General features: G+C 47.6%; 23 protein-coding genes. 9 read left to right on the top strand and 14 right to left on the bottom strand.

Annotation, left to right across the window (positions count from 1 at the left end; genetic code table 11):
* Positions 1-134: 134 nt before the first annotated feature.
* Positions 135-299: a DUF4062 domain-containing protein gene (locus tag ACLQ6D_RS07685; protein ID WP_411726702.1), complete on the bottom strand. Its 165-nt coding sequence runs from the start codon at positions 297-299 to the stop codon at positions 135-137.
* A 42-nt stretch (positions 300-341) separates the two neighbouring features.
* Positions 342-1,223: a UTP--glucose-1-phosphate uridylyltransferase GalU gene (galU, locus tag ACLQ6D_RS07680; RefSeq protein ID WP_411726699.1), complete on the bottom strand. Its 882-nt coding sequence runs from the start codon at positions 1,221-1,223 to the stop codon at positions 342-344.
* 314 nt (positions 1,224-1,537) lie between these two features.
* Here galU and ACLQ6D_RS07675 point away from each other — a divergent pair, with 314 nt between their 5' ends.
* The 8 genes from ACLQ6D_RS07675 (at position 1,538) to rluB (ending at position 7,216) form a co-directional block, all read left to right on the top strand.
* Positions 1,538-2,008 carry a peroxiredoxin gene (locus tag ACLQ6D_RS07675; protein WP_411726698.1) on the top strand — a complete coding sequence of 157 codons (471 nt, stop codon included), beginning with the start codon at positions 1,538-1,540 and terminating at the stop codon, positions 2,006-2,008.
* An 89-nt stretch (positions 2,009-2,097) separates the two neighbouring features.
* On the top strand, positions 2,098-2,490 hold the full coding sequence (locus tag ACLQ6D_RS07670) for a VOC family protein (protein WP_411726697.1): 393 nt from the start codon (positions 2,098-2,100) through the stop codon (positions 2,488-2,490).
* Positions 2,491-2,511: 21 nt separating this feature from the next.
* Positions 2,512-3,282, top strand: a complete 771-nt coding sequence (locus tag ACLQ6D_RS07665; protein WP_411726696.1) for an SDR family NAD(P)-dependent oxidoreductase — start codon at positions 2,512-2,514, stop codon at positions 3,280-3,282.
* 264 nt (positions 3,283-3,546) lie between these two features.
* Positions 3,547-4,167 (top strand): L-threonylcarbamoyladenylate synthase, encoded by a 621-nt coding sequence (locus tag ACLQ6D_RS07660; RefSeq protein WP_411726695.1) that lies wholly within the window; start codon positions 3,547-3,549, stop codon positions 4,165-4,167.
* A 13-nt stretch (positions 4,168-4,180) separates the two neighbouring features.
* Complete coding sequence (locus ACLQ6D_RS07655) at positions 4,181-4,843, top strand: site-2 protease family protein (protein ID WP_411726701.1); 663 nt, start codon at positions 4,181-4,183, stop codon at positions 4,841-4,843.
* Positions 4,844-4,889: 46 nt separating this feature from the next.
* Positions 4,890-5,732: a segregation and condensation protein A gene (locus ACLQ6D_RS07650; protein ID WP_411726694.1), complete on the top strand. Its 843-nt coding sequence runs from the start codon at positions 4,890-4,892 to the stop codon at positions 5,730-5,732.
* Positions 5,733-5,748: 16 nt separating this feature from the next.
* Entirely contained in the window at positions 5,749-6,396 is a 648-nt protein-coding gene (gene scpB, locus ACLQ6D_RS07645) for an SMC-Scp complex subunit ScpB (protein ID WP_411726693.1), read from the top strand.
* Positions 6,308-7,216, top strand: coding sequence for a 23S rRNA pseudouridine(2605) synthase RluB (gene rluB, locus ACLQ6D_RS07640; protein ID WP_411726692.1), 909 nt, complete (start codon positions 6,308-6,310; stop codon positions 7,214-7,216). The genes scpB and rluB overlap by 89 nt, the downstream gene beginning before the upstream one ends.
* A gap of 46 nt (positions 7,217-7,262) precedes the next feature.
* Here the strand turns inward: rluB and ACLQ6D_RS07635 are convergent, their stop codons facing one another.
* From ACLQ6D_RS07635 to glgB, 5 genes are all read right to left on the bottom strand, one after another.
* Positions 7,263-7,469, bottom strand: a complete 207-nt coding sequence (locus tag ACLQ6D_RS07635) for a hypothetical protein (RefSeq protein WP_411726691.1) — start codon at positions 7,467-7,469, stop codon at positions 7,263-7,265.
* Positions 7,470-7,594: 125 nt separating this feature from the next.
* Positions 7,595-8,194, bottom strand: coding sequence for an MBL fold metallo-hydrolase (locus ACLQ6D_RS07630; protein WP_411726690.1), 600 nt, complete (start codon positions 8,192-8,194; stop codon positions 7,595-7,597).
* A gap of 239 nt (positions 8,195-8,433) precedes the next feature.
* On the bottom strand, positions 8,434-9,246 hold the full coding sequence (locus ACLQ6D_RS07625; RefSeq protein WP_411726689.1) for a hypothetical protein: 813 nt from the start codon (positions 9,244-9,246) through the stop codon (positions 8,434-8,436).
* Positions 9,247-9,271: 25 nt separating this feature from the next.
* On the bottom strand, positions 9,272-10,705 hold the full coding sequence (gene glgA / locus ACLQ6D_RS07620) for a glycogen synthase GlgA (protein WP_411726688.1): 1,434 nt from the start codon (positions 10,703-10,705) through the stop codon (positions 9,272-9,274).
* Positions 10,706-10,783: 78 nt separating this feature from the next.
* Positions 10,784-12,964: a 1,4-alpha-glucan branching protein GlgB gene (gene glgB / locus ACLQ6D_RS07615; RefSeq protein ID WP_411726700.1), complete on the bottom strand. Its 2,181-nt coding sequence runs from the start codon at positions 12,962-12,964 to the stop codon at positions 10,784-10,786.
* A gap of 328 nt (positions 12,965-13,292) precedes the next feature.
* On the opposite strand from glgB, the gene glgX reads away from it, so the two are divergent.
* Positions 13,293-15,383: a glycogen debranching protein GlgX gene (gene glgX / locus ACLQ6D_RS07610; RefSeq protein WP_411726687.1), complete on the top strand. Its 2,091-nt coding sequence runs from the start codon at positions 13,293-13,295 to the stop codon at positions 15,381-15,383.
* A gap of 267 nt (positions 15,384-15,650) precedes the next feature.
* Here the strand turns inward: glgX and ACLQ6D_RS07605 are convergent, their stop codons facing one another.
* From ACLQ6D_RS07605 to ACLQ6D_RS07575, 7 genes are all read right to left on the bottom strand, one after another.
* Positions 15,651-16,274, bottom strand: a complete 624-nt coding sequence (locus tag ACLQ6D_RS07605; RefSeq protein ID WP_411726686.1) for a hypothetical protein — start codon at positions 16,272-16,274, stop codon at positions 15,651-15,653.
* Between the two features lie 48 nt (positions 16,275-16,322).
* Positions 16,323-17,090 carry a J domain-containing protein gene (locus ACLQ6D_RS07600; protein ID WP_411726685.1) on the bottom strand — a complete coding sequence of 256 codons (768 nt, stop codon included), beginning with the start codon at positions 17,088-17,090 and terminating at the stop codon, positions 16,323-16,325.
* Entirely contained in the window at positions 17,090-18,256 is a 1,167-nt protein-coding gene (locus ACLQ6D_RS07595) for a tetratricopeptide repeat protein (protein WP_411726684.1), read from the bottom strand. Before ACLQ6D_RS07595 ends, ACLQ6D_RS07600 begins: the two co-directional genes overlap by 1 nt.
* Positions 18,249-18,818, bottom strand: a complete 570-nt coding sequence (locus ACLQ6D_RS07590; RefSeq protein ID WP_411726683.1) for a restriction endonuclease — start codon at positions 18,816-18,818, stop codon at positions 18,249-18,251. The genes ACLQ6D_RS07595 and ACLQ6D_RS07590 overlap by 8 nt, the downstream gene beginning before the upstream one ends.
* Before the next feature lie 184 nt (positions 18,819-19,002).
* Positions 19,003-20,502, bottom strand: a complete 1,500-nt coding sequence (locus ACLQ6D_RS07585) for an IS1182 family transposase (RefSeq protein ID WP_411726682.1) — start codon at positions 20,500-20,502, stop codon at positions 19,003-19,005.
* A 148-nt stretch (positions 20,503-20,650) separates the two neighbouring features.
* On the bottom strand, positions 20,651-20,992 hold the full coding sequence (locus ACLQ6D_RS07580; RefSeq protein WP_411726681.1) for a hypothetical protein: 342 nt from the start codon (positions 20,990-20,992) through the stop codon (positions 20,651-20,653).
* A 107-nt stretch (positions 20,993-21,099) separates the two neighbouring features.
* On the bottom strand, positions 21,100-21,357 hold the full coding sequence (locus ACLQ6D_RS07575) for a hypothetical protein (RefSeq protein WP_411726680.1): 258 nt from the start codon (positions 21,355-21,357) through the stop codon (positions 21,100-21,102).
* Between the last annotated feature and the right edge of the window lie 131 nt (positions 21,358-21,488).

The following is a 21,488-nucleotide window of genomic DNA, read 5'->3' as shown; positions in this document are numbered from 1 at the left end:
AAATTGCTCCACGCGATCCATGGCATGTTGAAGCACAACCAGTCTTTCGATAACTCCCGCTTTTATTCCTTTCCAATAATTGCCGGATGACCAAAATTATCTTGATTTTGAACAGAGTATCTTACGGCCTTGAATCAGAGATATTTTGTAGGCATGTATATTAGGCATGTATATAAAGCTTTATGCTCCGTAGCACCAAAGAACTCCATGCCTTTGTATAAAAATTCACATTCCTGTAAAACATCCATTACGGCTAATCTGTAATCAGCTAAATCTTCATAAGTGCTAGAAAGAAAAATTCCATGATTTGACTCTCTTATTTGTTTCTATAGTCCAACAAGTTATAACTTCCCTACAAAATCCTTCAAATACGCCAGGAAGTCATTTTTTAGCTCTTTATGCAGTAGCCCATACTCTACGTTAGCGACTAAAAAGCCCAGTTTAGCTCCGCAGTCGTAACGTTTGCCCTCGAATTCGTAGGCAAATACTTGCTCGTCCTTCATTAAATCGGCAATGGCATCGGTTAACTGAATTTCGCCACCCGCACCCCGTCCGGTATTTTTGATTTTGCCAAAAATGGCAGGATTCAGGATGTAGCGGCCTACCACAGCAAGATTTGATGGCGCTACTGCGGGTTTCGGTTTTTCAACAATATGTTCGATAGGGGCGTAGGGGTTTTTGCTTTCCCCTGTCCGTACGATGCCGTATTTGTCAGTTTCAGAAGGGTCAACCCTTTCCACGCCCAATATCGACGACTGGGTTTGAGCGTAAAGATCGACCATTTGCTTCATGCAACCGCGTTCGCCATCTTCAATCAGGTCGTCCGGCAAGATTACGGCAAACGGCTCATCACCGACCACAGGCCGGGCGCAATAAACGGCGTGTCCAAGACCTAACGCCTCGGGTTGTCGTATGAAAACACACTTCACGTGCGGCGGTATGATGCTACGGAGCAAGTTGAGGATTTCGGTCTTGTTTTTTGCTTCCAGCTCTTTTTCAAGCTCATACGCCTTATCGTAATGATCCATGATCGAATTTTTACTACGTCCGGTAATAAATATCAGGGTATCAATGCCGGCGGCGACCGCTTCTTCCACGGCATATTGCATCAAGGGTTTATCAACGATCGGCAGCATTTCTTTGGGAACAGCCTTGGTTGCAGGTAAAAAGCGTGTGCCTAAACCGGCAACAGGAAAAACTGCTTTGGTGACTTTTTTATTCATTAATCGTCTTCCGTAGTGATTGGTAAAGGGTGAATAGCTGATGATTCTTGGGTTTTCATAAGCATATTTGAATCAAGCCGAGTGATTTATTCTAGCATTCTCGATTATAAACGCTCGTGTTTTTGGTTAGGTAATTGGGAGAGTTAGCAATTTACTAAGATTTGGTACGTCATCAACAATTATTAAAAAAATTGTTCCCTATTGGTAAAAGTTATGGCTGGACTTTCATCCGCTAGCTCACTATTATGCCAATGACACTGCTAGTGTGTACTTACATAACAAATCAATTAACAAGTTTTACTTGAGGAGATTTTATGTTAGAAAATCAACAACCAGCGCCCAATTTCAGGGCGTTCAACCAAAATCACCAGATGGTCAGCCTGGCTGATTACACTGGTGAAAAGAATGTAGTCCTCTACTTCTACCCCAAAGACGACACCCCAGGCTGCACCATAGAAGCCAATGATTTTACCGCGATGGCTGAGGAATTTGCCAAACTGGATACGGTCGTTATCGGAGTGAGCAAGGATTCTTGCCGGAGCCATACTGATTTTATTGATAAATTTGGCCTGAAAGTGGATTTATTGGCGGATACGTCAGGTGCGTTATGCGAACTCTACGACGTGTGGCGGGAACGCGAGAAAAATGGCGTCAAAAGCATGTCTATCCTGAGATCAACCTTCATCATTGACAAGCAAGGCGTGTTGGTTGATGTAGGTTATGGCGTAACGCCAGAAGGCCACGCCCAGGAAGTGCTGGAAAAAGTTAGGCAATTACAGCTTTGAGCCGTTATTGCGATACAATCCCTTAATAAGGTGATTATATTAAAGTAGACCGCTACATCACAGGCAACACATTAATACTTAGGGATATTATGGCAGTCGCAGGAATAAATCACATCAACATTGAAGTTACAGCGGAACAACTGCCTAAGGTTAAGGCGTTCTATGAGGATGTGCTGGGCTTAAAACCGGGATTTCGGGCAGTATCCAAACGGGATGGCGCGTGGTTATATGCGGATAATAAGGCGGTGATCCATTTGTCCGTCACCGAAGAATGGATGGATGAATCCGATAAAATCCATTTTAACCACGTAGCATTCGCGTGTACGGGTTTGGCTGAGTTCATGAGTGACTTTAGCAAAAAAGACATCAAATACACTCTTGAACAAAGGTCTTTGGCCGATAGGGAAATGACGCAGATATTTTTGTATGACCCTGTCGGCATCAAGATAGAACTCAATTTTGCGGGTGAAACACTGTCTTAAGTTTTTTAGGGGAGTATCAACATGATACCTGAACAGACATTGGATTTAACGGGCAAAGTCGCCCTGATTAGTGGCGCAGCCGTAGGCATAGGCCGGGCTTGTGCGTTGGCATTAGGTCAAGCTGGCGCGTTTATTGGCCTTAACTACCACAGCAGCAAGGAAGCTGCCGAAAGCCTCTATGCGGAATTGGCGGCAAAAAATATCAAGGCATTGCTGCTGCCCGCCGACCTGACTGACGAGGCACAGGCCAATGCGGTGGTGGATAAGATGGTTGCCGAAACTGGGCGGCTGGACATTCTGGTGAATAACAGCGGCGGCTTGGTCAAACGTGCCAAAATTGAAGAAACCACCTTAGCCAATTGGCAGAAATCGCTGGACATCAACCTGACCAGCGCGTTTTTGGTGACCAAACGCGCAATCCCGCATCTTAGGGCAACCGGGAGTGGGCGCATCGTCAACTTGCTGTCCTTATCCGTACAAACGGGCGGTGCCAATGGTGCCGGGGCTTACGCCGCACCTAAAGGCGGTTTAATGGTGTTCACCCACACGCTGGCGAAAGAACTGGCTCCCGAAATACGCACCAACTCGGTGATGCCGGGTACGGTGGAAACCCAGCACCATGAAATCCATTCGACGCCTGAAATGCTGGAAAACTACCGCAAACAAACCCCGCTGGGACGAAATACGATGGCTGAGGAAGTCGCCAGTTCTGTGCTGTTCCTGGTCAGCGATATGTCCTCGCATATTAATGGTGCTTTAATTGACATCAGCGGTGGTAGGTTTTTACGTTGATAGACACGCGACTTTGAAAGTATTATACAAATCAGGCTAAAAATCATTAACCACGGAGAACACGAAGAGAATAATTCTATGAATTCAAGCTATTGAAATCTTCGTGTTCTATGTGTTCTTCGTGGTTATCTTTGATTTATGCTAAAGCGCACTATTTTCACAACCTACAACGCTCGACCAGCCGCAGTACGATTGCATTCGCATAACCTGGACACATGGATGTGAGGTATAATCGCGCTCAATTTCGTAATTCTGTCACTTTGAATGGCCCAGTTTTTTGCAATACACCCTGAAAATCCGCAATTACGCTTAATTCATCGTGCCGTGGAAATTATCCAGAACGGCGGGGTTATTGTATATCCGACTGACGTTTCTTACGCGCTTGCCTGTCACATCGGCGATAAACAGGCGCTGGACAGGATACGCCGTATCAGGCAACTGGACGACAAACACGATTTTACTTTGGTGTGTAAAGATCTGACCCAGGTTTCCATGTTTACCAAAATGGGCAATAATGCCCATCGCCTGATCAAGGCCTTAACGCCAGGGCCGTTCACCTTTATCCTGGATGCAACCCGTGAAGTGCCGCGACGGCTGCAACACCCCAAGAAAAAAACTATAGGTATCCGTATTCCCGGCCATCCCGTCGCGCAATTGCTGGTTAAGGAGTTGCAAGAACCCTTATTTAGCTCAACATTGATGCTGCCTGGAAACGATGAGGGTTTGGCCGATCCTTACGAAATCCGGGAGCGGCTGGAACATGAACTGGATTTGGTCATAGATGCCGGCATGATACTGTGCGAAGAAACCACCATCATCGCGTTTCCCGATCACGACCCCGAAATCGTCAGGCACGGCAAAGGCCTAGCGCCTATGCTGGATTAACAGGTATCACGAGATAATGGACAAATTAACAATAGTACAGAAAATAGCCGTCTGGATATTACCGGTGATATTTGCCATTACCGTACATGAAGCGGCGCACGGTTGGGTTGCAAAAAAATACGGCGACAACACCGCCGCACTATTGGGTCGTTTAACCATAAACCCTATCAAACATATCGACTGGCTAGGCACCATTATTATCCCTGGGCTATTACTGCTGACGGGAACCGGATTTATTTTTGGCTGGGCCAAACCCGTACCCGTCGATGCCAGTAATTTCAAAAAGCCCCGTCATGACATGGCGATGGTTGCCTTGGCGGGGCCTGTTTCAAACCTGTTAATGGCGCTCGGTTGGGCATTGCTCGCCCGCATAGGCGTAACGATAGGTGCAAGTGCAGAAAACGTCTCTTTACCGCTCATTTACACAGGCATTGCCGGTATTTCAATTAACCTCGTGTTGGCATTAATCAACTTGCTACCCATACCGCCTTTAGACGGCAGCCGCGTCTTGACTGGCATCCTGCCGCACCGATGGGCTTGGCAATATAACCAACTCGAGCGCTATGGGTTTATCATTTTGCTGATATTGCTGTACACCAAAGTCTTGAATGCCATCCTTGCTTATCCCATGTACTTTGCCCAAAACCTGTTTTTTTCGATTGCAGGGATGAATTGAATTCTTGTGAATTTTCAGTCATTGACTTATTTTTGGGAATAATGCAATGAATATGCTTGAAAGCACCACTGAACGGCCCGTTGCACCGCAAGCGTATGCCATCGTCAATGGGACGCCGTTCAACCAGCTACCGGAAGATTTGTATATACCGCCTGATGCCCTGGAGGTGTTCCTTGAGCTGTTTGAAGGGCCGCTGGATTTATTGCTGTATCTGATAAGACGACAAAATCTCGACATTATCAACATACCGATTGCCCAGATTACCCACCAGTACATTGCTTATATTCAGGTCATGGGCGGTCTCAAAATGGAGCTAGCCGCAGAGTACCTGGTGATGGCGGCATTGTTGGCCGAAATAAAGTCCAGGATGCTACTGCCTCGGCAAACGGAATCTGAAGACGAGGAAGAAGATCCCAGGGCAACCTTGATCCGCAGGCTCCAGGAGTATGAGTGCATCAAGAGTGTTGCCGAAGAGATCGACTTATTGCCCAGGCTTGAACGCGACATATTTGCCGCTGTTGTAGATGTGTCCAAAGTGAATATCGAGCAACTATTACCCAACATCCAGTTAAAAGAAATGCTGTTGGCGTTTCAGGATGTCTTAAAACGGGTTGACCAACTCAGCCACCATCATATTACCAAGGAACCGTTATCCGTCCGTGAAAGAATGTCAGCCATTTTGGAAAACCTTAAAGGAGCGGATAGTCTCCTTTTTTCGCAACTTTTCCTCAGAAAAGAAGGACGACAAGGGGTCGTCGTCTCGTTCCTGGCAATTCTCGAACTCAGCAAAGAGAGTCTCATTGACTTATTCCAGTCCGAGCCTTACGCAGAGTTGCGAGTTAGGGCCGCCACCGCAGCAAGCTTTGGTGGAATCGAGCCCAGTAGTTGAAATCCTGGACGTTAACATGGAAATAAAACGCATCGTTGAAGCTATCATATTTGCCGCCAACTGGCCTATGACGGTCAAGCAGATTCAGCAAGTCTTCCCGGAAATTGAACAGCCGGAACTCGTTGAAATACTGGGGGTAATCGAGTCCATCACAGAGGATTACCGAGATCGACCCATCGAATTAAAGCGGGTCGCCAGCGGTTACCGTTTTCAAGTTAGGCAGGAACTGTCCCGTTGGGTATCGCGCTTATTCGAGGAAAAACCGCCCCGCTATTCCCGTGCCTTGCTGGAAACTTTGGCGATTATCGCTTACCGTCAGCCAGTGACTCGCGGTGACATCGAAGATATTCGCGGTGTCAGCGTCAGCACCAGCATTATCCAAACGCTGCTGGAACGGGACTGGGTCAAGGTAGTTGCCCACAAGGAAGCGCCAGGCCGCCCCGGTTTATACGGCACGACCAAACAATTTTTAGACTACTTTAACGTCACCACCCTAAACGATCTACCGACTTTGCAAGAGATTCAAGACCTTGATTTGTCGTTAGATAACCCGCAACATACAGTGCAGGAAGAGAGTGAAAAACAAACCACCGACGAGCAAGACGAATTTACCCAAGCGTACACCGACATCCGCGAAGGGCTCGGCGAAACCACAGCCACCTGACCCGACCACAGCCAGGAAAATCGACACCGCTGATGCCGACCTGGGTGAGCGCATCCAAAAAGTGCTTGCGCGTGGCGGTATTGGCTCAAGAAGGGAAATCGAACGTTGGATAGCGGAAGACCGATTGAAGCTCAATGGCGTAGCCGTTACCTTGGGCACTCACATCAAGGCGGGAGACTATTTGCAGATCAACGACCGTGTTTTGCATTGGGAAAAATTTACCGTACAACCCACGCGGGTCTTGCTTTATCACAAACCCACCGGGGAAGTCGTGACCCGCAGGGATCCTGAAGGCCGTCCCGTTGTCTTTACCCAATTGCCGAATTTAACAGCATCAAGGTGGATCGCCGTAGGCCGTCTCGATATCAATACCTCGGGATTATTGTTGGTCACCAATAACGGCGAACTGGCTAACCGCCTGATGCACCCGTCCACTCAGGTCGAACGCGAATATGCGGTGCGTGTGTTGGGCGAGGTTCCCGATGCCGTCATTGAAAGGCTAGAACAAGGCGTAGAACTTGAGGATGGCAAGGCCAAGTTTGATGACATTAGGTTCTACGCTGGCGAAGGTGCCAATAAATGGTATTACGTTACCGTCAGCGAAGGGCGTAACCGGCTGGTCAGGCGCTTATGGGAGTCGCAAAATATCGTGGTTAGCCGCTTGATGCGGGTTCGCTATGGGCCTGTGGTGCTGCCGGAACGGCTAAAAGCCCATTCCTTCTACGAATTGGATGCTAAAGAACTTGAACTGCTCTTTGAATTTGCCGGAATGAAGGGGGAGGATCTCAGGCATCAGCCAACCCCGCGGCTAAAAAACTAACCAGTAACGAAAATGGACTGTCGCTTTAGCGACCGTCGAACAAGAATTATTTATCCTCCAAGAGATAAAGGTCTTCTATTAATGTTCTTTCTCCTGGCGTTAACCAAATTCGTATTACATTAGCTTCGGTTCCGCTCGGCTCAACGGGCATCACTCTACGGTCTGCCTTGCGCCGTTCATCTGCGCCCTGTTCCGCCGACTGTTGATTACTGGGTGATCGGCGTAATTTTTCACGTAAATTAGTTACATTCATGTTCATATCCATTTCACTACAACCCCATTCTCTTTAATATTAGTTGAAAAATAAGTTCAATGCCTTGATGCCGTATAATACCACCGTGGGGCACCAAACGTATGCAAAAGTTCAGCACAAGCTTACTATAATAAGCTTGCCAAAGCCTTAAGGGCTTCCCCGCCTTGATTAAACAAAGGCCAACCATCCCCCACCAACACCGTTTTAATGCCGTGCAAACTTGCCATTCGTTTTACGGATTGCTTGGCCTGGACGGCATCGGTAAGTTTGGCTTCGGGTAATATACTCAACTCGCCGCCGACATGACTGCGGATTAAATCTCCAGTAATGAGCGTACTTTGATCCAATACCAGCGCCAACTCACCCGGCGTTTTCGAACCATTCAGTTGATACGCAACCAGCCCTGGAACAATTTCCTGGTTATCGTGCAGCCAATGTTCACAAATGAGTGGGAAACTATCCCGCTCACCTGCCGGACCATACACAACAGCGCCCGTTACTTTAGCAATGTGAAAAGCATCGCGGCAGTGATCGCTGTTGGTGACAATTATAAATTGTGCACCACCCAATTGCCGCAAATGGTTTTGGTCATGCGCCGATAGGGGTAAAGGGTCGATTAACACATTGCCGTCCGCTCGTACCCAAAGCACACTGTGAAAATCCAGGTTACGCTCAGGATTAAATTCCGACCAGCTAAACAAATCTTTTCTGTGCAATTGCTTCATTTCGTTACCTCCTACCGTGCTGGATTTAATACACCATCAACGTTGATTAGCCCTTTGCCGCACAGGTATCAGAACTTTGTTGTAACCAATTTTATTTATGATAGTTCCTTTAAGGAAGCTCTGAACAAGTTGATTCTGCTCATGGTTCGACAAGCCCACCACGAACGTAATCAACACGCTACCGTTCATCCTGAGTCTGTCGAAGGACTTAATAAGAGATTCCTTTAATTGATTCGCCCCTAATTTACCCGATCCACTTTCACTAAAATATGCAGGTTGTTTTGCCCGGATCGGCGGTTATAGCCAAACGGGGTATTGCCGCTGCTTTGAGTGCTTTCGTCAACGCCACCTAAATCCACCCATTCACCCAGATTAGCCCTGATTGACGTATTGGCTTCTTGCGTCTGGAACTGCCCTTGGGCATTGATATTATCCGACCAGGGCGACACGTCCAGGAGGACTTGCTGCCCAACCAGCCTTGGCGTTACCGCAAAGCCAGTGGTGGCTTCGACCAATAGGGTAGACCTGTTCTCGTAGGGGTAACCGTAGCCGTCACGGTAGATTTGGTAGTTCCTTATCGGAACAATATTACCCGCCTTTATTTGAGCAGGAACGCCTTCCAGCACCCTGATGGTTTGGGTATTTTGATTGTTATTTTGGCCTTGGGATTGGTTGTAATAACCGCTCACACGCCCACTGCTATCGGCAGGGTTCTGTGGACGGATATTGATGCCGAAACCGATGCCAGCATTTAGTTGTGCGGCAGTGGTATCGCGGCTTTGGATAACGGTAATCAGTAAGTTATTCAGCGGGATATCCAGATTGCGGATAAGTTTGGTGATGGTTTGCAAACGCTCAGGCGTAGTTTTTACGATGAGTGAATCACCATTCGCGACGATTTGGTCGGTGTATTCCAGTAAGGGCATGAGTAAGGGCTGGATTTCGGATGCTGGACGATTGAAGACGGAAATGACTTCGACAACGGATTCTGCCTGGGTTATGGTCGGGATCATAAAAACCAAAAGTAGCAACGCTGATACTTGTTTTTTCAAAGTACACCTCCAACCGTATTATTGGTTATAAACTCCGATAAAGCACCAAGTACTCTTCAGCACTATGCCGCCAGGAAAAATCTTTGTTCATGGCATTGGCCTGGATTTTTGCCCAAGTCTTCTGGTCGCTATATAATATCATGGCCCGTTTGACCGCTTCCAACAAGGAACTGGCGCTGGCTTCGTTAAAGACAAATCCCGTGGCAGTTTTGTTAGTGATGGTTTCAGGCAAAGCATCGACCACCGTATCGGCCAGCCCCCCCGTTTTCCTGACTATCGGCAACGTGCCATAGCGTTGGCTGTACATCTGGTTCAGTCCACACGGTTCAAACCGCGACGGCATGAGGAAAACGTCCGAACCCGCCTCGATCAAATGCGCCAGCGGCTCGTCATAACCCAGTATGACAGCCATTTTGTCAGGATAAACGTGCGCTAGGTTCTGCAAGCGTTGCTCATAAGCCTTATCGCCCGCACCCAGCAACACAAACTGCATAGGCATGGACATCAAATCGGGTAGGCAATCGATAATCAGGTCAATGCCTTTTTGTTCCACCAAGCGTCCGATCGACCCAAACAACGGGACACGTCCGTTAATCGGCAAAGCAAACCTGCGCTGTAATTCAGACTTGTTATGTTGCTTGTCAAGCAACGATTTGGCGCGGTAATGCTGGGGAATTAAGGGATCGGTTTCAGGATTCCAGGCCTCAAGATCAATGCCGTTGAGTATGCCACTCAAATTATCTTTTCTGTGCCTGAGTAGTCCCTCTAAACCATAAGCAAACGTTGGCGTCTGGATTTCCAAGGCGTAGGTCGGGCTGACGGTCGTGATGTGGTCGGCATAAACCAGCCCGCCTTTGATGAAGGACAACATGTCATGGAATTCCAGCCCTTCCGGGGCCCACAACTGGCCGGGCAAGTTTAATCCTTGGGTGCTTTCTGCGGGGAATAAGCCCTGATAAGCCAGATTATGGATGGTGAACACGCTGAACGGCCCATGTGGTTCAAGTGACAACAGGGCGGGCACCAAGCCGCTTTGCCAATCGTTACAATGGACAATATCGGGCTGCCAATCCAGATAGGCCCTGTCCATAGCCACTTCAACGGCAATACGGCAAAACAGGGCGAAACGGTCGGCATTATCCGGCCAAGGATCCCCTTGTCCGTCTAAATACGGATTGCCTGGACGATTAAAGAACTCAGGGTAATCGACCAGCCAGACGGTAACCTGACTGTCCGGCATTTGGGTTTCAAGAAGATTCACATTCCGGTTATCTACACGTAGGGAACACAGGAATCGCACGTCCCCGTAGGTCTTGATGGCTTGGTATTTCGGCATAATCAAGCGCACGTCCTGGGACAGTTCGGCCAGAGCTTTGGGCAGGCTGCCCGATACATCGGCAAGCCCTCCCGTTTTTATCAGGGGGTGCGCTTCGCTGGTGACAAACAATATTTTTTTCATATATGATTCTTGGCGATCATTTTCTTGGATTGGCAGAAAATCCTCCGCTAATGGCGTCCTTCGGATTTTCAGGTCTTTTTATAGTTTCAGTATGACCGCCCCCAAAGGCGGCAAAGTAAGGCAAACCGAATGCGCGTGATTCATCCAGTGGACAGGCTCTGACAGCACAGCGCCATTGCCGATATTACCGCCATCGTAATATTTTGAATCAGAATTGAATATCTCGGTATAAACACCCGCATTAGGCACGCCGATGCGATAACGCTCGCGGGGGACGGGCGTAAAATTAAGCACGATACATAAATCCTCATGTTCGCTTTTGCGCCGGTAACTAATGATGGATTGTTGCACATCATGGCAATCGATCCATTCAAAACCGTGGTGGTCAAAATCATAATAATGAAGGGCGGGATGCTCTTTATAAAGGTGGTTTAAATCCTTTACCAGCGTTTGGACACCACGATGATGCGGATAATCCAGCACGTACCAGTCCAGTGCCTTGTTGACATTCCATTCGGTTCCCTGACCGAACTCAATACCCATAAACAGTAGTTTCTTGCCCGGATAGGTAAACATAAAGGTAAATAAAAGCCGTAAATTGGCAAACCGTTGCCATTCATCACCGGGCATTTTATTCAGCAAGGAACCTTTACCGTGGACAACCTCGTCATGGGAAAAGGGCAAAGCAAAGTTTTCTGAAAACGCATAGAGCATCCCGAACGTGAGCTGATCATGATGGTACTTGCGATGCACAGGTTCCTGGCTCATATAAGCCAGCACGTCATGCATCCAACCCATATTCCATTTCATTGAAAAGCCCAAACCACCAGTCCAGGTTGGACGGGTCACTTGCGGCCAGGAAGTGGATTCTTCCGCCATAATAACCGTGCCAGGGTGCTGGTCGTGGGTGACCGCATTCAGTTCGCGTAGAAAATCTATCGCTTCCAGGTTTTCATTGCCACCATATTGGTTAGCTATCCAATCCCCGTCCTGGCGCGAATAATCCAGGTACAGCATGGAGGCAACCGCATCGACCCGCAAGCCATCGAGATGGAACTCTTCCAGCCAAAATATGGCGCTCGCCAGCAAAAAGTTTTTGACCTCGTTTCGGCCATAATTGTAGATCAGCGTCCCCCAGTCGCGGTGTTCGCCTTTGCGCGGGTCTTCGTGCTCATACAAGGCGCTGCCGTCAAAACGGGCCAGCGCAAAGGCATCTTTGGGAAAATGTGCGGGCACCCAATCCAGGATGATGCCGATACCGTTCTGATGGAAGGTATCGACAAAATACCGAAAATCATCGGGAGACCCATAGCGGCTGGTGGGCGCAAAATAACCCGTGGTCTGGTAACCCCAGGAGGCATCCAGCGGGTGCTCGGTAATGGGCAGCAGTTCGATATGCGTGAAACCCAGCCGCTTTACGTATTCGACCAACTGGTTCGCCATAGCCCGGTAATTGAGGAAATTGCCGAGCTTATCGCGTCGCCATGAACCCAGATGGATTTCATAAATGGACATCGGTTCATGTAGCCAGTTGCGGTTGGTACGTTCGGTAAGCCATTGATGGTCTAACCATTCGTAATTATTTTCCTTGACAACGATGGATGAGGTGTTGGGGCGAAACTCAAACTGTTGCCCGTAGGGGTCTGTTTTCAGCAGCACTTCGTTGCTGTGTCGGTTCAGGATTTCGAATTTATACAGGCAACCTTCCGTTAATCCCGGAACAAACAACTCCCAGATGCCGCCACCGCCCAGGCTACGCATAGGATGACACCTGCCATCCCAATGGTTAAAGTCACCCACCACACTGACGCGCCCGGCACTGGGCGCCCAGACAGTAAACAGGACGCCTTTGATCCCGTCTGCACTATGGAGATGCCCGCCCAGTTTTTGATAAACATGCCAATGTTTGCCTTCGCCGAACAGGTGCCGGTCAAATTCCGGCAATTGCACGGGGAAATCGTAAGGGTCATAGTCTAGGTGGGTGTTGCCACTTTTATCAGTCCAGGACAATTGGTAATGCTCGGGCAATAGCTCCTTTCCAGTCCCCTTTTCAAAACAAGCCTCAAAAAAATCCGTACCCGTAATGCGTTGAAAAACCGTGTTATTATGGCTGAGCTTAACTGTTTCTGCGTGCGGCAGGTAAACCTTAATTTGGTCTTGATTATCCTTTAGATGTCGGCTCAACACCGAAAAAGGGTCATGGTGCTTGGCCTCTGCGATTTTTGTAGAATCAGGGTCGAGCAGAGGTTTTTTTTTGATTTTTTGAGCATCGGGCCTGCTGGGCTGTGTTTTTTTTATAGGATCAGGTTCAAGGGTGCTGGTCTTTAGGCTTTTTTTAGAACCTGATTCAAGGTTGAGTTCTTTTATGCCGTATATAGGATCAGGTTGAAGCAGGTTTGCCTCGATGCTTTTTTTAGCATCAGAGTCAAGAGGATTTTTAGAATGCTTTTTCACTTAAAGGGCCTCAGCGTAGTAGAATGGTAATCCAGTTAAGTTTACCAAAATTAAGCCAGAGTCGTTAGTCAATTCCACAACCCTAGATTTAAGCTGGGTTGCAGATTTTATTGACCAAAAACCAGATGAAGTTATGCAGAAAAACGAATACAAATTAAAACCGGGAAATCACTATCCTACTGGCTGTAAGCATAATAGTGGAGGGGTTAATTTTTCCATTTTCAGCCGTTATGCCACCCATGTAGAACTTTTACTTTACGAAACTGCAGAAAATGAGGAACCCTTTCGCATAATACCTTTGCAGAAGGAAATAAACCGGACGTTTTTCTACTGGCATGTTTATATTGTTGGGTTGCCAGTAGGTACCTGGTACACCTGGCGCATTGATGCCCCCAATCTAACCCGCGAACTTGGCTTCAGTTTTGACAAGGATAAGCAGCTCATAGACCCTTGGGCGCGCGTGGTCAGCCAGAAGCATTGGAGCCGTAAAGCGGCCTGTGTGCCGGGCGATAACAGCCTAACCTCCATGCGTTGTTGTGTAGTGGATGAACATTATGACTGGGAAGGTGACATACCGCTGCGTATCAGTAGCGAAAAATCTATTATTTACGAATTGCATGTGGGTGGCTTTACTCGCCACGCCTCTTCAAAGGTGACCAGTCCAGGTACTTTTTCAGGCTTAAATGAAAAAATTCCTTATCTTCAACAATTGGGAATTACCCATGTTGAGTTATTGCCGGTCATGGCTTTCGATGAACAGGATGTCCCCCCGAATACCGCTGATCTTGGGTTAAAAAACTACTGGGGTTACAGTACGCATAGTTTTTTCAGCCCACATCCTGGTTATTGTGTGACCCCCGAACAAGGAACCCATCTACAGGAATTTCGCGACTTGGTAAAAGCACTGCATAGGGCTGGAATTGGCATCATTATGGATGTTGTTTTCAATCATACCGCAGAGTCCGGCGCACAAGGGCCTGTTATTAATTTTAAAGGGATAGGCGGGAAAACTTTCTATCACCATGACAAATATGATAAAAGCATTTTTCTCGACTATACCGGCTGCGGAAACACGGTAAATGCCAATCACCCTTTAGTGGCCCGTTTCATTATCAGTTGCCTGGAATACTGGGTGAGGGAAATGCATGTCGATGGCTTCCGCTTTGATTTGGCCAGTGCTATGGCCAGAGGGGAGGATGGCGAAGTTCTTGAGGATCCCCCTGTGTTGTGGGGTATCGAACTTTCTGAACAACTGGTCAAAACCAAACTGATTGCCGAGGCGTGGGATGCGGCAGGACTGTATCAGGTAGGTAGTTTCCCCGGCTATCGGTGGGCCGAATGGAATGGCAGGTATCGGGATATTATCCGCCGTTTTGTGCGTGGTGACAAAGGCCTGATCCCGGAGTTAGCAACCCGACTCTGTGGCAGTAGTGATCTCTATGAACATCAGGGGCGCTTGCCTATTAGCAGTATTAACTTTGTAACCTGCCATGACGGCTTTACCTTGCATGATTTGTTCAGTTACAACGAAAAACATAATGCTGCCAATGGCGAAAATAATCGGGATGGGTGTAATGACAGTTATAGTTTCAATTGCGGAATAGAAGGGGAAACGGAAAACCCGGACATTTTGCAACTGCGTAGAAAACAGGCAAAAAATGTTTTTGCTATTTTACTGCTTAGTCAGGGAGTTCCCATGTTACTCGCCGGTGATGAATTTTTGAATAGTCAAAATGGAAATAACAATGCCTATTGCCAGGATAATGAATTAACCTGGCTGGACTGGGAGTTAGCCGCGCAAAATGCCGATATGCTGCGTTTTGTCCAACAAATGATAGCGCTGCGAAAAAGGCACCCATCGATCATGCGCCGACGGTTTTTGACGGGTAAATCCATCGAAGGAAAAAACATGGCTGACATTTCCTGGCACGGCATCCAGCCCAATAATCCACAATGGAATGACCCTGACACCAGGATATTGGCTTTTACCCTGGCTGGTAGTGTAGTCCATGAGCCTGATTTGCATATCGTAATGAATATGTCAGATGAAACTGCAACGTTAGGACTGCCAGTAATCAGCGGCAAAGAGTGGCGCCTGGCTTTAGATACGTCACTACCATCATTTCAGGATATTTTATCTCCGCAAGACCAAAACCCGGTTAATAACCCGCTCTATTTAGTCAATAACAAAACTGTAGTGGTTTTTGAAAATGTCAGTTCCTGATTGTCGAAGTCCAATAAAGACAAGGTGTTAGCGGTTCGACAAGTTCTCAGCAAGTGGTAATTGTTTTAATGAAACGCACTCAAGTTGTTTCAGGAACTTGAGTATTCCAGTCAAAACAGGCACGCATAATTATGGCAAACCAGCCGCAGGCAATTATTAATTTGAGAGGCCGTCTGACTGCTAAAAAACGACCCAAACCGGTCGGTGGCGACTTATTTTGCAATAAGATAACATTTAAATTAGTCGGCTAGATTTGCTTTTTTAATACTATTCTGGGATACCACAAATAATGTTCATCTTCTTGAGAAAGTTGTTTCTCAAATCGGAATTTTCATTGCCTCCTTTTTTTAGCTTATCCATATAGGAGGAGATTTCTTGCTCTAATGCCTTATGAAATAAACGTCTATCCACAATCAGGCCTTTGGAAATGTCATTTTCAACGGATTGTATCATTCCACTTTGATCTTTTCGTACTACCGACTTTCCCTTCGTTTGCGCCTGGTGCACTATTCCGCAGCGATAGTGGCTGTAAAAAGTAAATGCTTTTTTCCTAGAAAAATGGTCTTTAAAGAATTCACTGCTCTTAAAGAAATTCCAGAAAGCCTTCTTGTGCTCTCCTTCAGTTTCATCAAGACCGGAATAGAATTGATACAATGTTTCTATGATTAGGCAATCCAACGCCAGTATAGAAAACCCTGAAAACTCACCAATATCATCATCCTTCGCAATTAGTCTTACTGGCTTGAGAAACCTACCTTCTATTCTGTCCTGGAATATCGCCACCATCGTATCCCAGTCATTGTTTTCATGTGCTTGCTGCCAATGTTTTTTGCGATACGTAGGTGAAATTGAAACATCCCCATGATCTAGTGGGCCTACTGACTTTCCCATCTCAAGTACTCCGTTTCTGCACAACGTTTAATTATCCTCTCACTACGGTTACAAATTGACATCCGCAACCCTCCGTTGCCGAATTGTTTCCAGTTCAATTTTCCGTTCAGAAATTTGCTGCATGATTTGTTTCGCCAAATCGCCTAAAGGGTCACCACCCAACTCTTTGGCTTCGGTGACAGTGATCATTAACTCGTGCAATTCTTGGGCTTTCTGGATGGCAATTTCTTGTTGGGCTTCAGCTATTCGGCGGCGTAATTGGGCGATGCGGCGAATCGTTTTAACCAGACGCGCAGCAACATCTCCGCCGATAATGGCTTCTGGGTCTTGGCCGAATTCAATCATCAGTTTTTCGATAGCTGTCCGGTCGCCATTCGCATAGGCGACATTGACCTGCGCCATTACCGCAGTACGGCGTTCGCGCTCGGCATGAGTGGTGGCTCGATCCGGATGCATCAGCTTGGCCGCCTGCCGGAAAGCTCGCTTTATTTCCGGTGTTATTTCCCGTGGGGGTGGCGCTTGTTTCTCTGTTACACCGGCTTCTTCGGCGGATTTTTGCGCCTGCTGTTCGGCGGCTTCGGCCTGTGCTTGCGCTTCGGTATTGTCCGGGTCTAGTCCGGCTTCTGCCCAGGCGATTTGTGCAACCAACTTATCCAGCTCCGCAAAAAGCCGCCCAACTATTTGATGGTAGTGATATTGAAACTGTGCGGTTTCAGCCTTGAGGGTTTCAAGGGTCAATTCAGCGGTGGCAACCTGATCTTCCAGCGTTGCTTGTTCACTTTCCAGGCGGTTGAGTTCTTGTTCTTCGGGGAGCATTATGTATCCTTCCAGTTAATACCGAATTCCGTAAGTTTTTCTAGAGCTGTCACATCACCTTGTTCAGCGGCCTTGCGACACCAGAACACGGCTTGTTTGTCGTCCTGCTCTACGCCAAGACCGTTGCAGTACCTCATTCCTAAATTATTTTGTGCCTCCGCATGACCTTGTTCGGCGGCCTTGCGACACCAGAACACAGCTTGTTTGTCGTCCTGCTCTACGCCAAGACCGTTGCAGTACCTCATTCCTAAATTATTTTGTGCCTCCGCATGACCTTGTTCGGCGGCCTTGCGCCACCAGAATACGGCTTGTTCATCGTCTTGCTCTACGCCGCGTCCGGTGTCATACATAAAGCCTAAATCGTATTGCGCTGCCGCATTACCTTGTTCGGCGGCCTTGCGAAACCAGAATACGGCTTGTTCGTCGTCTTGATCTACGCCACGACCGTTGAAGTACAATATACCTGATTTTAATTGCGCTGTCGCATGACCTTGTTCGGCGGCCTTGCGCCGCCAAAATACAGCTTGTTCATCGTCTTGCTCTACGCCGCGTCCGGTGTCATACATAAAGCCTAAATAACTGTGCGCTGCCGCATTACCTTGTTCGGCAGCCTTGCAGAACCAGAAGGCTGCTTGTTTATAATCTTGCTCTACGCCATCTCCGTGATAGTAAATTGAGCCTAAATCCCTCCATATTTCTGGATCGTTCAATGCTTGATTAGCAAAACACCAGTCGAACGCCATGCGACTGTAATAATCGGCATTTTCGATATTTTGGCTTATTCCTTGTCCACCCTGGTATATGCCTGCAAGTGGAAAATAGGCTTTACCATAACCCATATCAGCTAACTGCTGAAGCATAGTAAAAACATCTGCCAGTTGTTGAACCATGACAAAAAAAGGCTGCAATTGAAGCAACTGTTCGTCTTCAACCAGTTCGCCTGGTTTTGGTAGTAAATCAGCGTTAAAACGCTTTTCCCTGCCGTAATAGGTTATTCGATTATAAATATCCCGAGCCTGCCGATAGCGTGCATCCAGTTCAGTCCGCGCAATGCCGGTTTCCTTACGCTGAATAGCGCTTAATCCACGACCGATGAGACTGGTTGATGCTGTTGCAGTGACATTGACGGCACGGGTGCCGGTAATAATCGGTAGTTGATCAGCCATATCGGTTTGATGTTTGGTTTTGCATCTGCAAGATGAGTTTGCCGAGTTCATTGCGGCCAAACAGGCGCACCTTGGATTGTGTGGCGAGTTCGACTGCATTGGTGGTGTAGTTTCCGGTGGTGACGACCCAGGCACTGTGACAGCGATAATAAGCCATGCCGGATAACGCTTCTTGCACGGCGGTTACGCCGACGCTGCCGGTGTAGCATTTGGCCTGCACGGCTATGCGCTGCTGGTCTTTATGCAGGATCAGGTCTGCGCCATAGTCGCCGGTTAATGGCGTCATTTCTACTAGATAATCTTGGCGTTTAAATAATTCGGCAAGGTAATTCTCAAATTCTGTGCCATTAAGCTTTCTTAGCTCATCAACGTGCAGCGATCCATAGTGCTGCTGCCAATGTTCATGTTCATTCTGTTTATAGCGCAACTCTTTGCGTTGTTGCTTGGCAAAAGCCAAGGTATCGCGCAAATAACGAGCTTGCGGGTCATCTTTAGGTGACTGTAAAGTTGTCTTTTTTGCGGATGCTTCATTACCTAATATCCAGTTTTTTAGCCAGTTCATGAGATGTTATTTTGCCGATTCCTTTATTTTGGATAGAAAAGCTCGAAGAGAGATTTCGCGATAGAGACTATGAAAGAATTCAAAATGCCGACTCTCCCTCAATAGCTGCTTCCGGTATTTTTTGACCCCTAGGGGGAACAGTTTAGCTTTTAGCAACAAACTACGCGTGACTAGTGCCGCCATATCAGGCATAGCCAAGGATGACTGCCTTATTTTTACCACGTTGGGCGCAATAGTCCTTGGGCGTACCCATGCCAAGAATATTCAGTACGCGCGTGAAGTTACAGCCCAGCACCATCAGGCTGAATTCGCCTGTTGATTTTTTGAGTCCGCGCATCAAAAAATGATCCCGCCCGGCCCTGCGCTTTAAGGTGCCAAAAGGATGCCCAACCAGTGCGCCGCGCTTTCGCATTATGCCCTTGCTGTTGTGCATGCGGGCTTGGTGGCGTTCGGCAACGTCTTCATGTTCCCGGCGCATCAGTTGTTTGCTGGTGGCTTTGTCTGTCAGACACTGGCTGCGTACCGGGCAGCGCTTGCACGCCGAGACTTTGCTTTTGTAACGGGCATAGGTTTTGTTGTTTATCTGGTGGGGTGCGCCATAGCGGACGGGCGGCTTGCCCTGTGGGCAAGCATAAGTGCCATTGTCCACATTAAAACTAAACTGACCCCGGGTATGGCGGCCTTGTGTCTTGGCGTCGGACCGGTCGGGGATCGCCACATAAGCGATGATGTGTTGGTCTTCGCATTGCTTGATTTGGTTGCCTTCATAATAGCCGCTGTCGGCCAATACGGTTAAATTCCCTGATGCCAGGATGGCCTGGGCTTTGTCAACCATGGGCATCAGTTGCTGGCTGTCATTGCCGTCTTGGGCCACGGCTTCGGCAACAATGAGCTTGTGTTTGGCGTCAACGGCAACCTGGACATTATAACCAGCAAGAGTTTGCCCGCGTTTACTGAGCGGGCGGGCATCGGGATCGACGGTGGGGAGTTGTTTGGCTTCGCTGTCGTGCCGGCGTTTTTGCAAGGCTTCCTTAACCGCTTGTTTTTCTTTTAAGGCGGTTATTTTTTCATTCAGTTGGCTGTCTTCAACCAAGCTGCCAAGCCCGGCTTGGTTGTCGGCTTCATCCTGGAGGGCCAGTCGTTCCTGATAGGCCTTGGTTTTTTGCCCCAGCCGCTCCAGTTGCTTACGCAGTTTGTCTTCGGTGTAGATGCTGTCTTTGTTGGCATCGGCCTTGAAAAAACTGCCGTCGATACCCAGTGTTTCACCGCCAAAGAGTTGCAGTTCCTTGCACAGCAACACGAAACCACGGTTCGTGGCCGTCAGCGCTTGGCCGTTATCCTTGCGAAAGTTGGCAATGGTTTTGTAGCTGGGGCGAAGGGCTTCGACCAACCAGACGGCTTCCGGGTTGCGATAGGTTTCGCTTTCCAGCCTGCGGCGGCTGCGGACCTTGTTGATGTAGCCATAAAGGTACAGCTTGGGCGGGGCTTCAGGCGGATAGGCCGGTTGTCCCGCACAAACGCCGCCCTGGCCATTTTGAAAGCCCTGTTTGGCTAAACCCAATGTCTCTACGTAGGCATCAATGGCGCGCACTGGGTTAGTCTCATGGACATGGTCTTCTAGGCTGGGCGGCAGTAAGCTGATTTGCTGCCTGTTCGAAACAGGTTTGTAGCGGCGTGATGTCATGTCTATATACAATTCATTATATTTATCAATGGAGTACATTATACCACGCGGATGGTGAAATAATACTTTCACAGTCTCGCTAGCAAAACGCCACAACACAAGAAGCTATGGTTAATTGCCTATCGGTGATCTTGCCTTACGGAATGGGTCAGTCCACCGTAATTCGTTCAGCGTCATATCGGCAATGCTGACACAAAAATTCATCTTCAATGTAACAAGCAATCAGCGACTCATCGTCAATATAGCCGTTACCAGTGCAGGTTCCATTACCAAACACACCATCACATGTTGCTGATTCGATAAACGGCTTAATAAATTCTTTGTAGTGATATTTCTGTGCCTGTGAGAGCAGCTCCAGATTCCCTTCATTTGCAAGAAGAAAATTTGCCACGCCAATAGTGGCCGAGGAATCATATTGGGTTCCGGCCACGATTTCTTCTATTAACTCGATACGATTATTAAGAATATATTTTAATGCGTCTAAATTCATGGTTCTGCTCCTGGAGAATTAAATTAAAAAAGCTAACCGGGCACGCGGCTCGCAAAAGCTGAAAATTGTGAAGCAGCCTCATATCTGCGCACCAGTTGAGCACAATGTTAGGCTGTTTTTGGTATCACCTTGACAGCATTTACTAACTTTTCTGCGAATGTACCGTTTTCTAGCTCTGAATAATCCTCTTGATCGCTGTCGGGAATAAACTTTATTTGTTTATATTCTGCTGAATAATCTGATGTTCTGTTCCAGTTCCATTTCGTCAAAGAGCCTGATTTTTTGGATTCTACCCATGGCTCTATAAAATTATCTCCATCAAATACAACCAAAAAGTCTATGCCCTCCCTTTTGTATTCAACCATATTCTGGCATTGTTAACTTAGTATAGATAATGGTATGATTGGTGTTTTTTAATATGGAGCAAATGCACCATGAATTGTCCCAAATGTGGCTCAACAGATGGCACCAAAGATGGCATAGTCAAAGGGAAGCA

The organism is Methyloglobulus sp., assembly GCF_046714055.1.
In the GTDB taxonomy this organism is placed as follows: domain Bacteria; phylum Pseudomonadota; class Gammaproteobacteria; order Methylococcales; family Methylomonadaceae; genus Methyloglobulus.
The sequence above is the reverse complement of the archived record's forward strand: the minus strand, read 5'-3'. Positions and strand labels throughout refer to the sequence as shown.

Bases quoted from the DNA above. Each gene is read 5' to 3' on its own strand.
- glgA (WP_411726688.1), bottom strand. From the start codon at position 10,705: ATGAAAAAAATATTGTTTGTCACCAGCGAAGCGCACCCCCTGATAAAA.
- glgX (WP_411726687.1), top strand. From the start codon at position 13,293: ATGCAGAAAAACGAATACAAATTAAAACCGGGAAATCACTATCCTACT.
- ACLQ6D_RS07670 (WP_411726697.1), top strand. From the start codon at position 2,098: ATGGCAGTCGCAGGAATAAATCACATCAACATTGAAGTTACAGCGGAA.
- ACLQ6D_RS07600 (WP_411726685.1), bottom strand. From the start codon at position 17,090: ATGCTCCCCGAAGAACAAGAACTCAACCGCCTGGAAAGTGAACAAGCA.
- galU (WP_411726699.1), bottom strand. From the start codon at position 1,223: ATGAATAAAAAAGTCACCAAAGCAGTTTTTCCTGTTGCCGGTTTAGGC.
- ACLQ6D_RS07575 (WP_411726680.1), bottom strand. From the start codon at position 21,357: ATGGTTGAATACAAAAGGGAGGGCATAGACTTTTTGGTTGTATTTGAT.
- ACLQ6D_RS07590 (WP_411726683.1), bottom strand. From the start codon at position 18,818: ATGAACTGGCTAAAAAACTGGATATTAGGTAATGAAGCATCCGCAAAA.
- ACLQ6D_RS07660 (WP_411726695.1), top strand. From the start codon at position 3,547: ATGGCCCAGTTTTTTGCAATACACCCTGAAAATCCGCAATTACGCTTA.
- ACLQ6D_RS07585 (WP_411726682.1), bottom strand. From the start codon at position 20,502: ATGACATCACGCCGCTACAAACCTGTTTCGAACAGGCAGCAAATCAGC.
- ACLQ6D_RS07650 (WP_411726694.1), top strand. From the start codon at position 4,890: ATGAATATGCTTGAAAGCACCACTGAACGGCCCGTTGCACCGCAAGCG.
- ACLQ6D_RS07605 (WP_411726686.1), bottom strand. From the start codon at position 16,274: ATGGGAAAGTCAGTAGGCCCACTAGATCATGGGGATGTTTCAATTTCA.
- ACLQ6D_RS07630 (WP_411726690.1), bottom strand. From the start codon at position 8,194: ATGAAGCAATTGCACAGAAAAGATTTGTTTAGCTGGTCGGAATTTAAT.
- ACLQ6D_RS07675 (WP_411726698.1), top strand. From the start codon at position 1,538: ATGTTAGAAAATCAACAACCAGCGCCCAATTTCAGGGCGTTCAACCAA.
- ACLQ6D_RS07595 (WP_411726684.1), bottom strand. From the start codon at position 18,256: ATGGCTGATCAACTACCGATTATTACCGGCACCCGTGCCGTCAATGTC.
- ACLQ6D_RS07580 (WP_411726681.1), bottom strand. From the start codon at position 20,992: ATGAATTTAGACGCATTAAAATATATTCTTAATAATCGTATCGAGTTA.
- scpB (WP_411726693.1), top strand. From the start codon at position 5,749: ATGGAAATAAAACGCATCGTTGAAGCTATCATATTTGCCGCCAACTGG.
- ACLQ6D_RS07665 (WP_411726696.1), top strand. From the start codon at position 2,512: ATGATACCTGAACAGACATTGGATTTAACGGGCAAAGTCGCCCTGATT.
- ACLQ6D_RS07635 (WP_411726691.1), bottom strand. From the start codon at position 7,469: ATGAATGTAACTAATTTACGTGAAAAATTACGCCGATCACCCAGTAAT.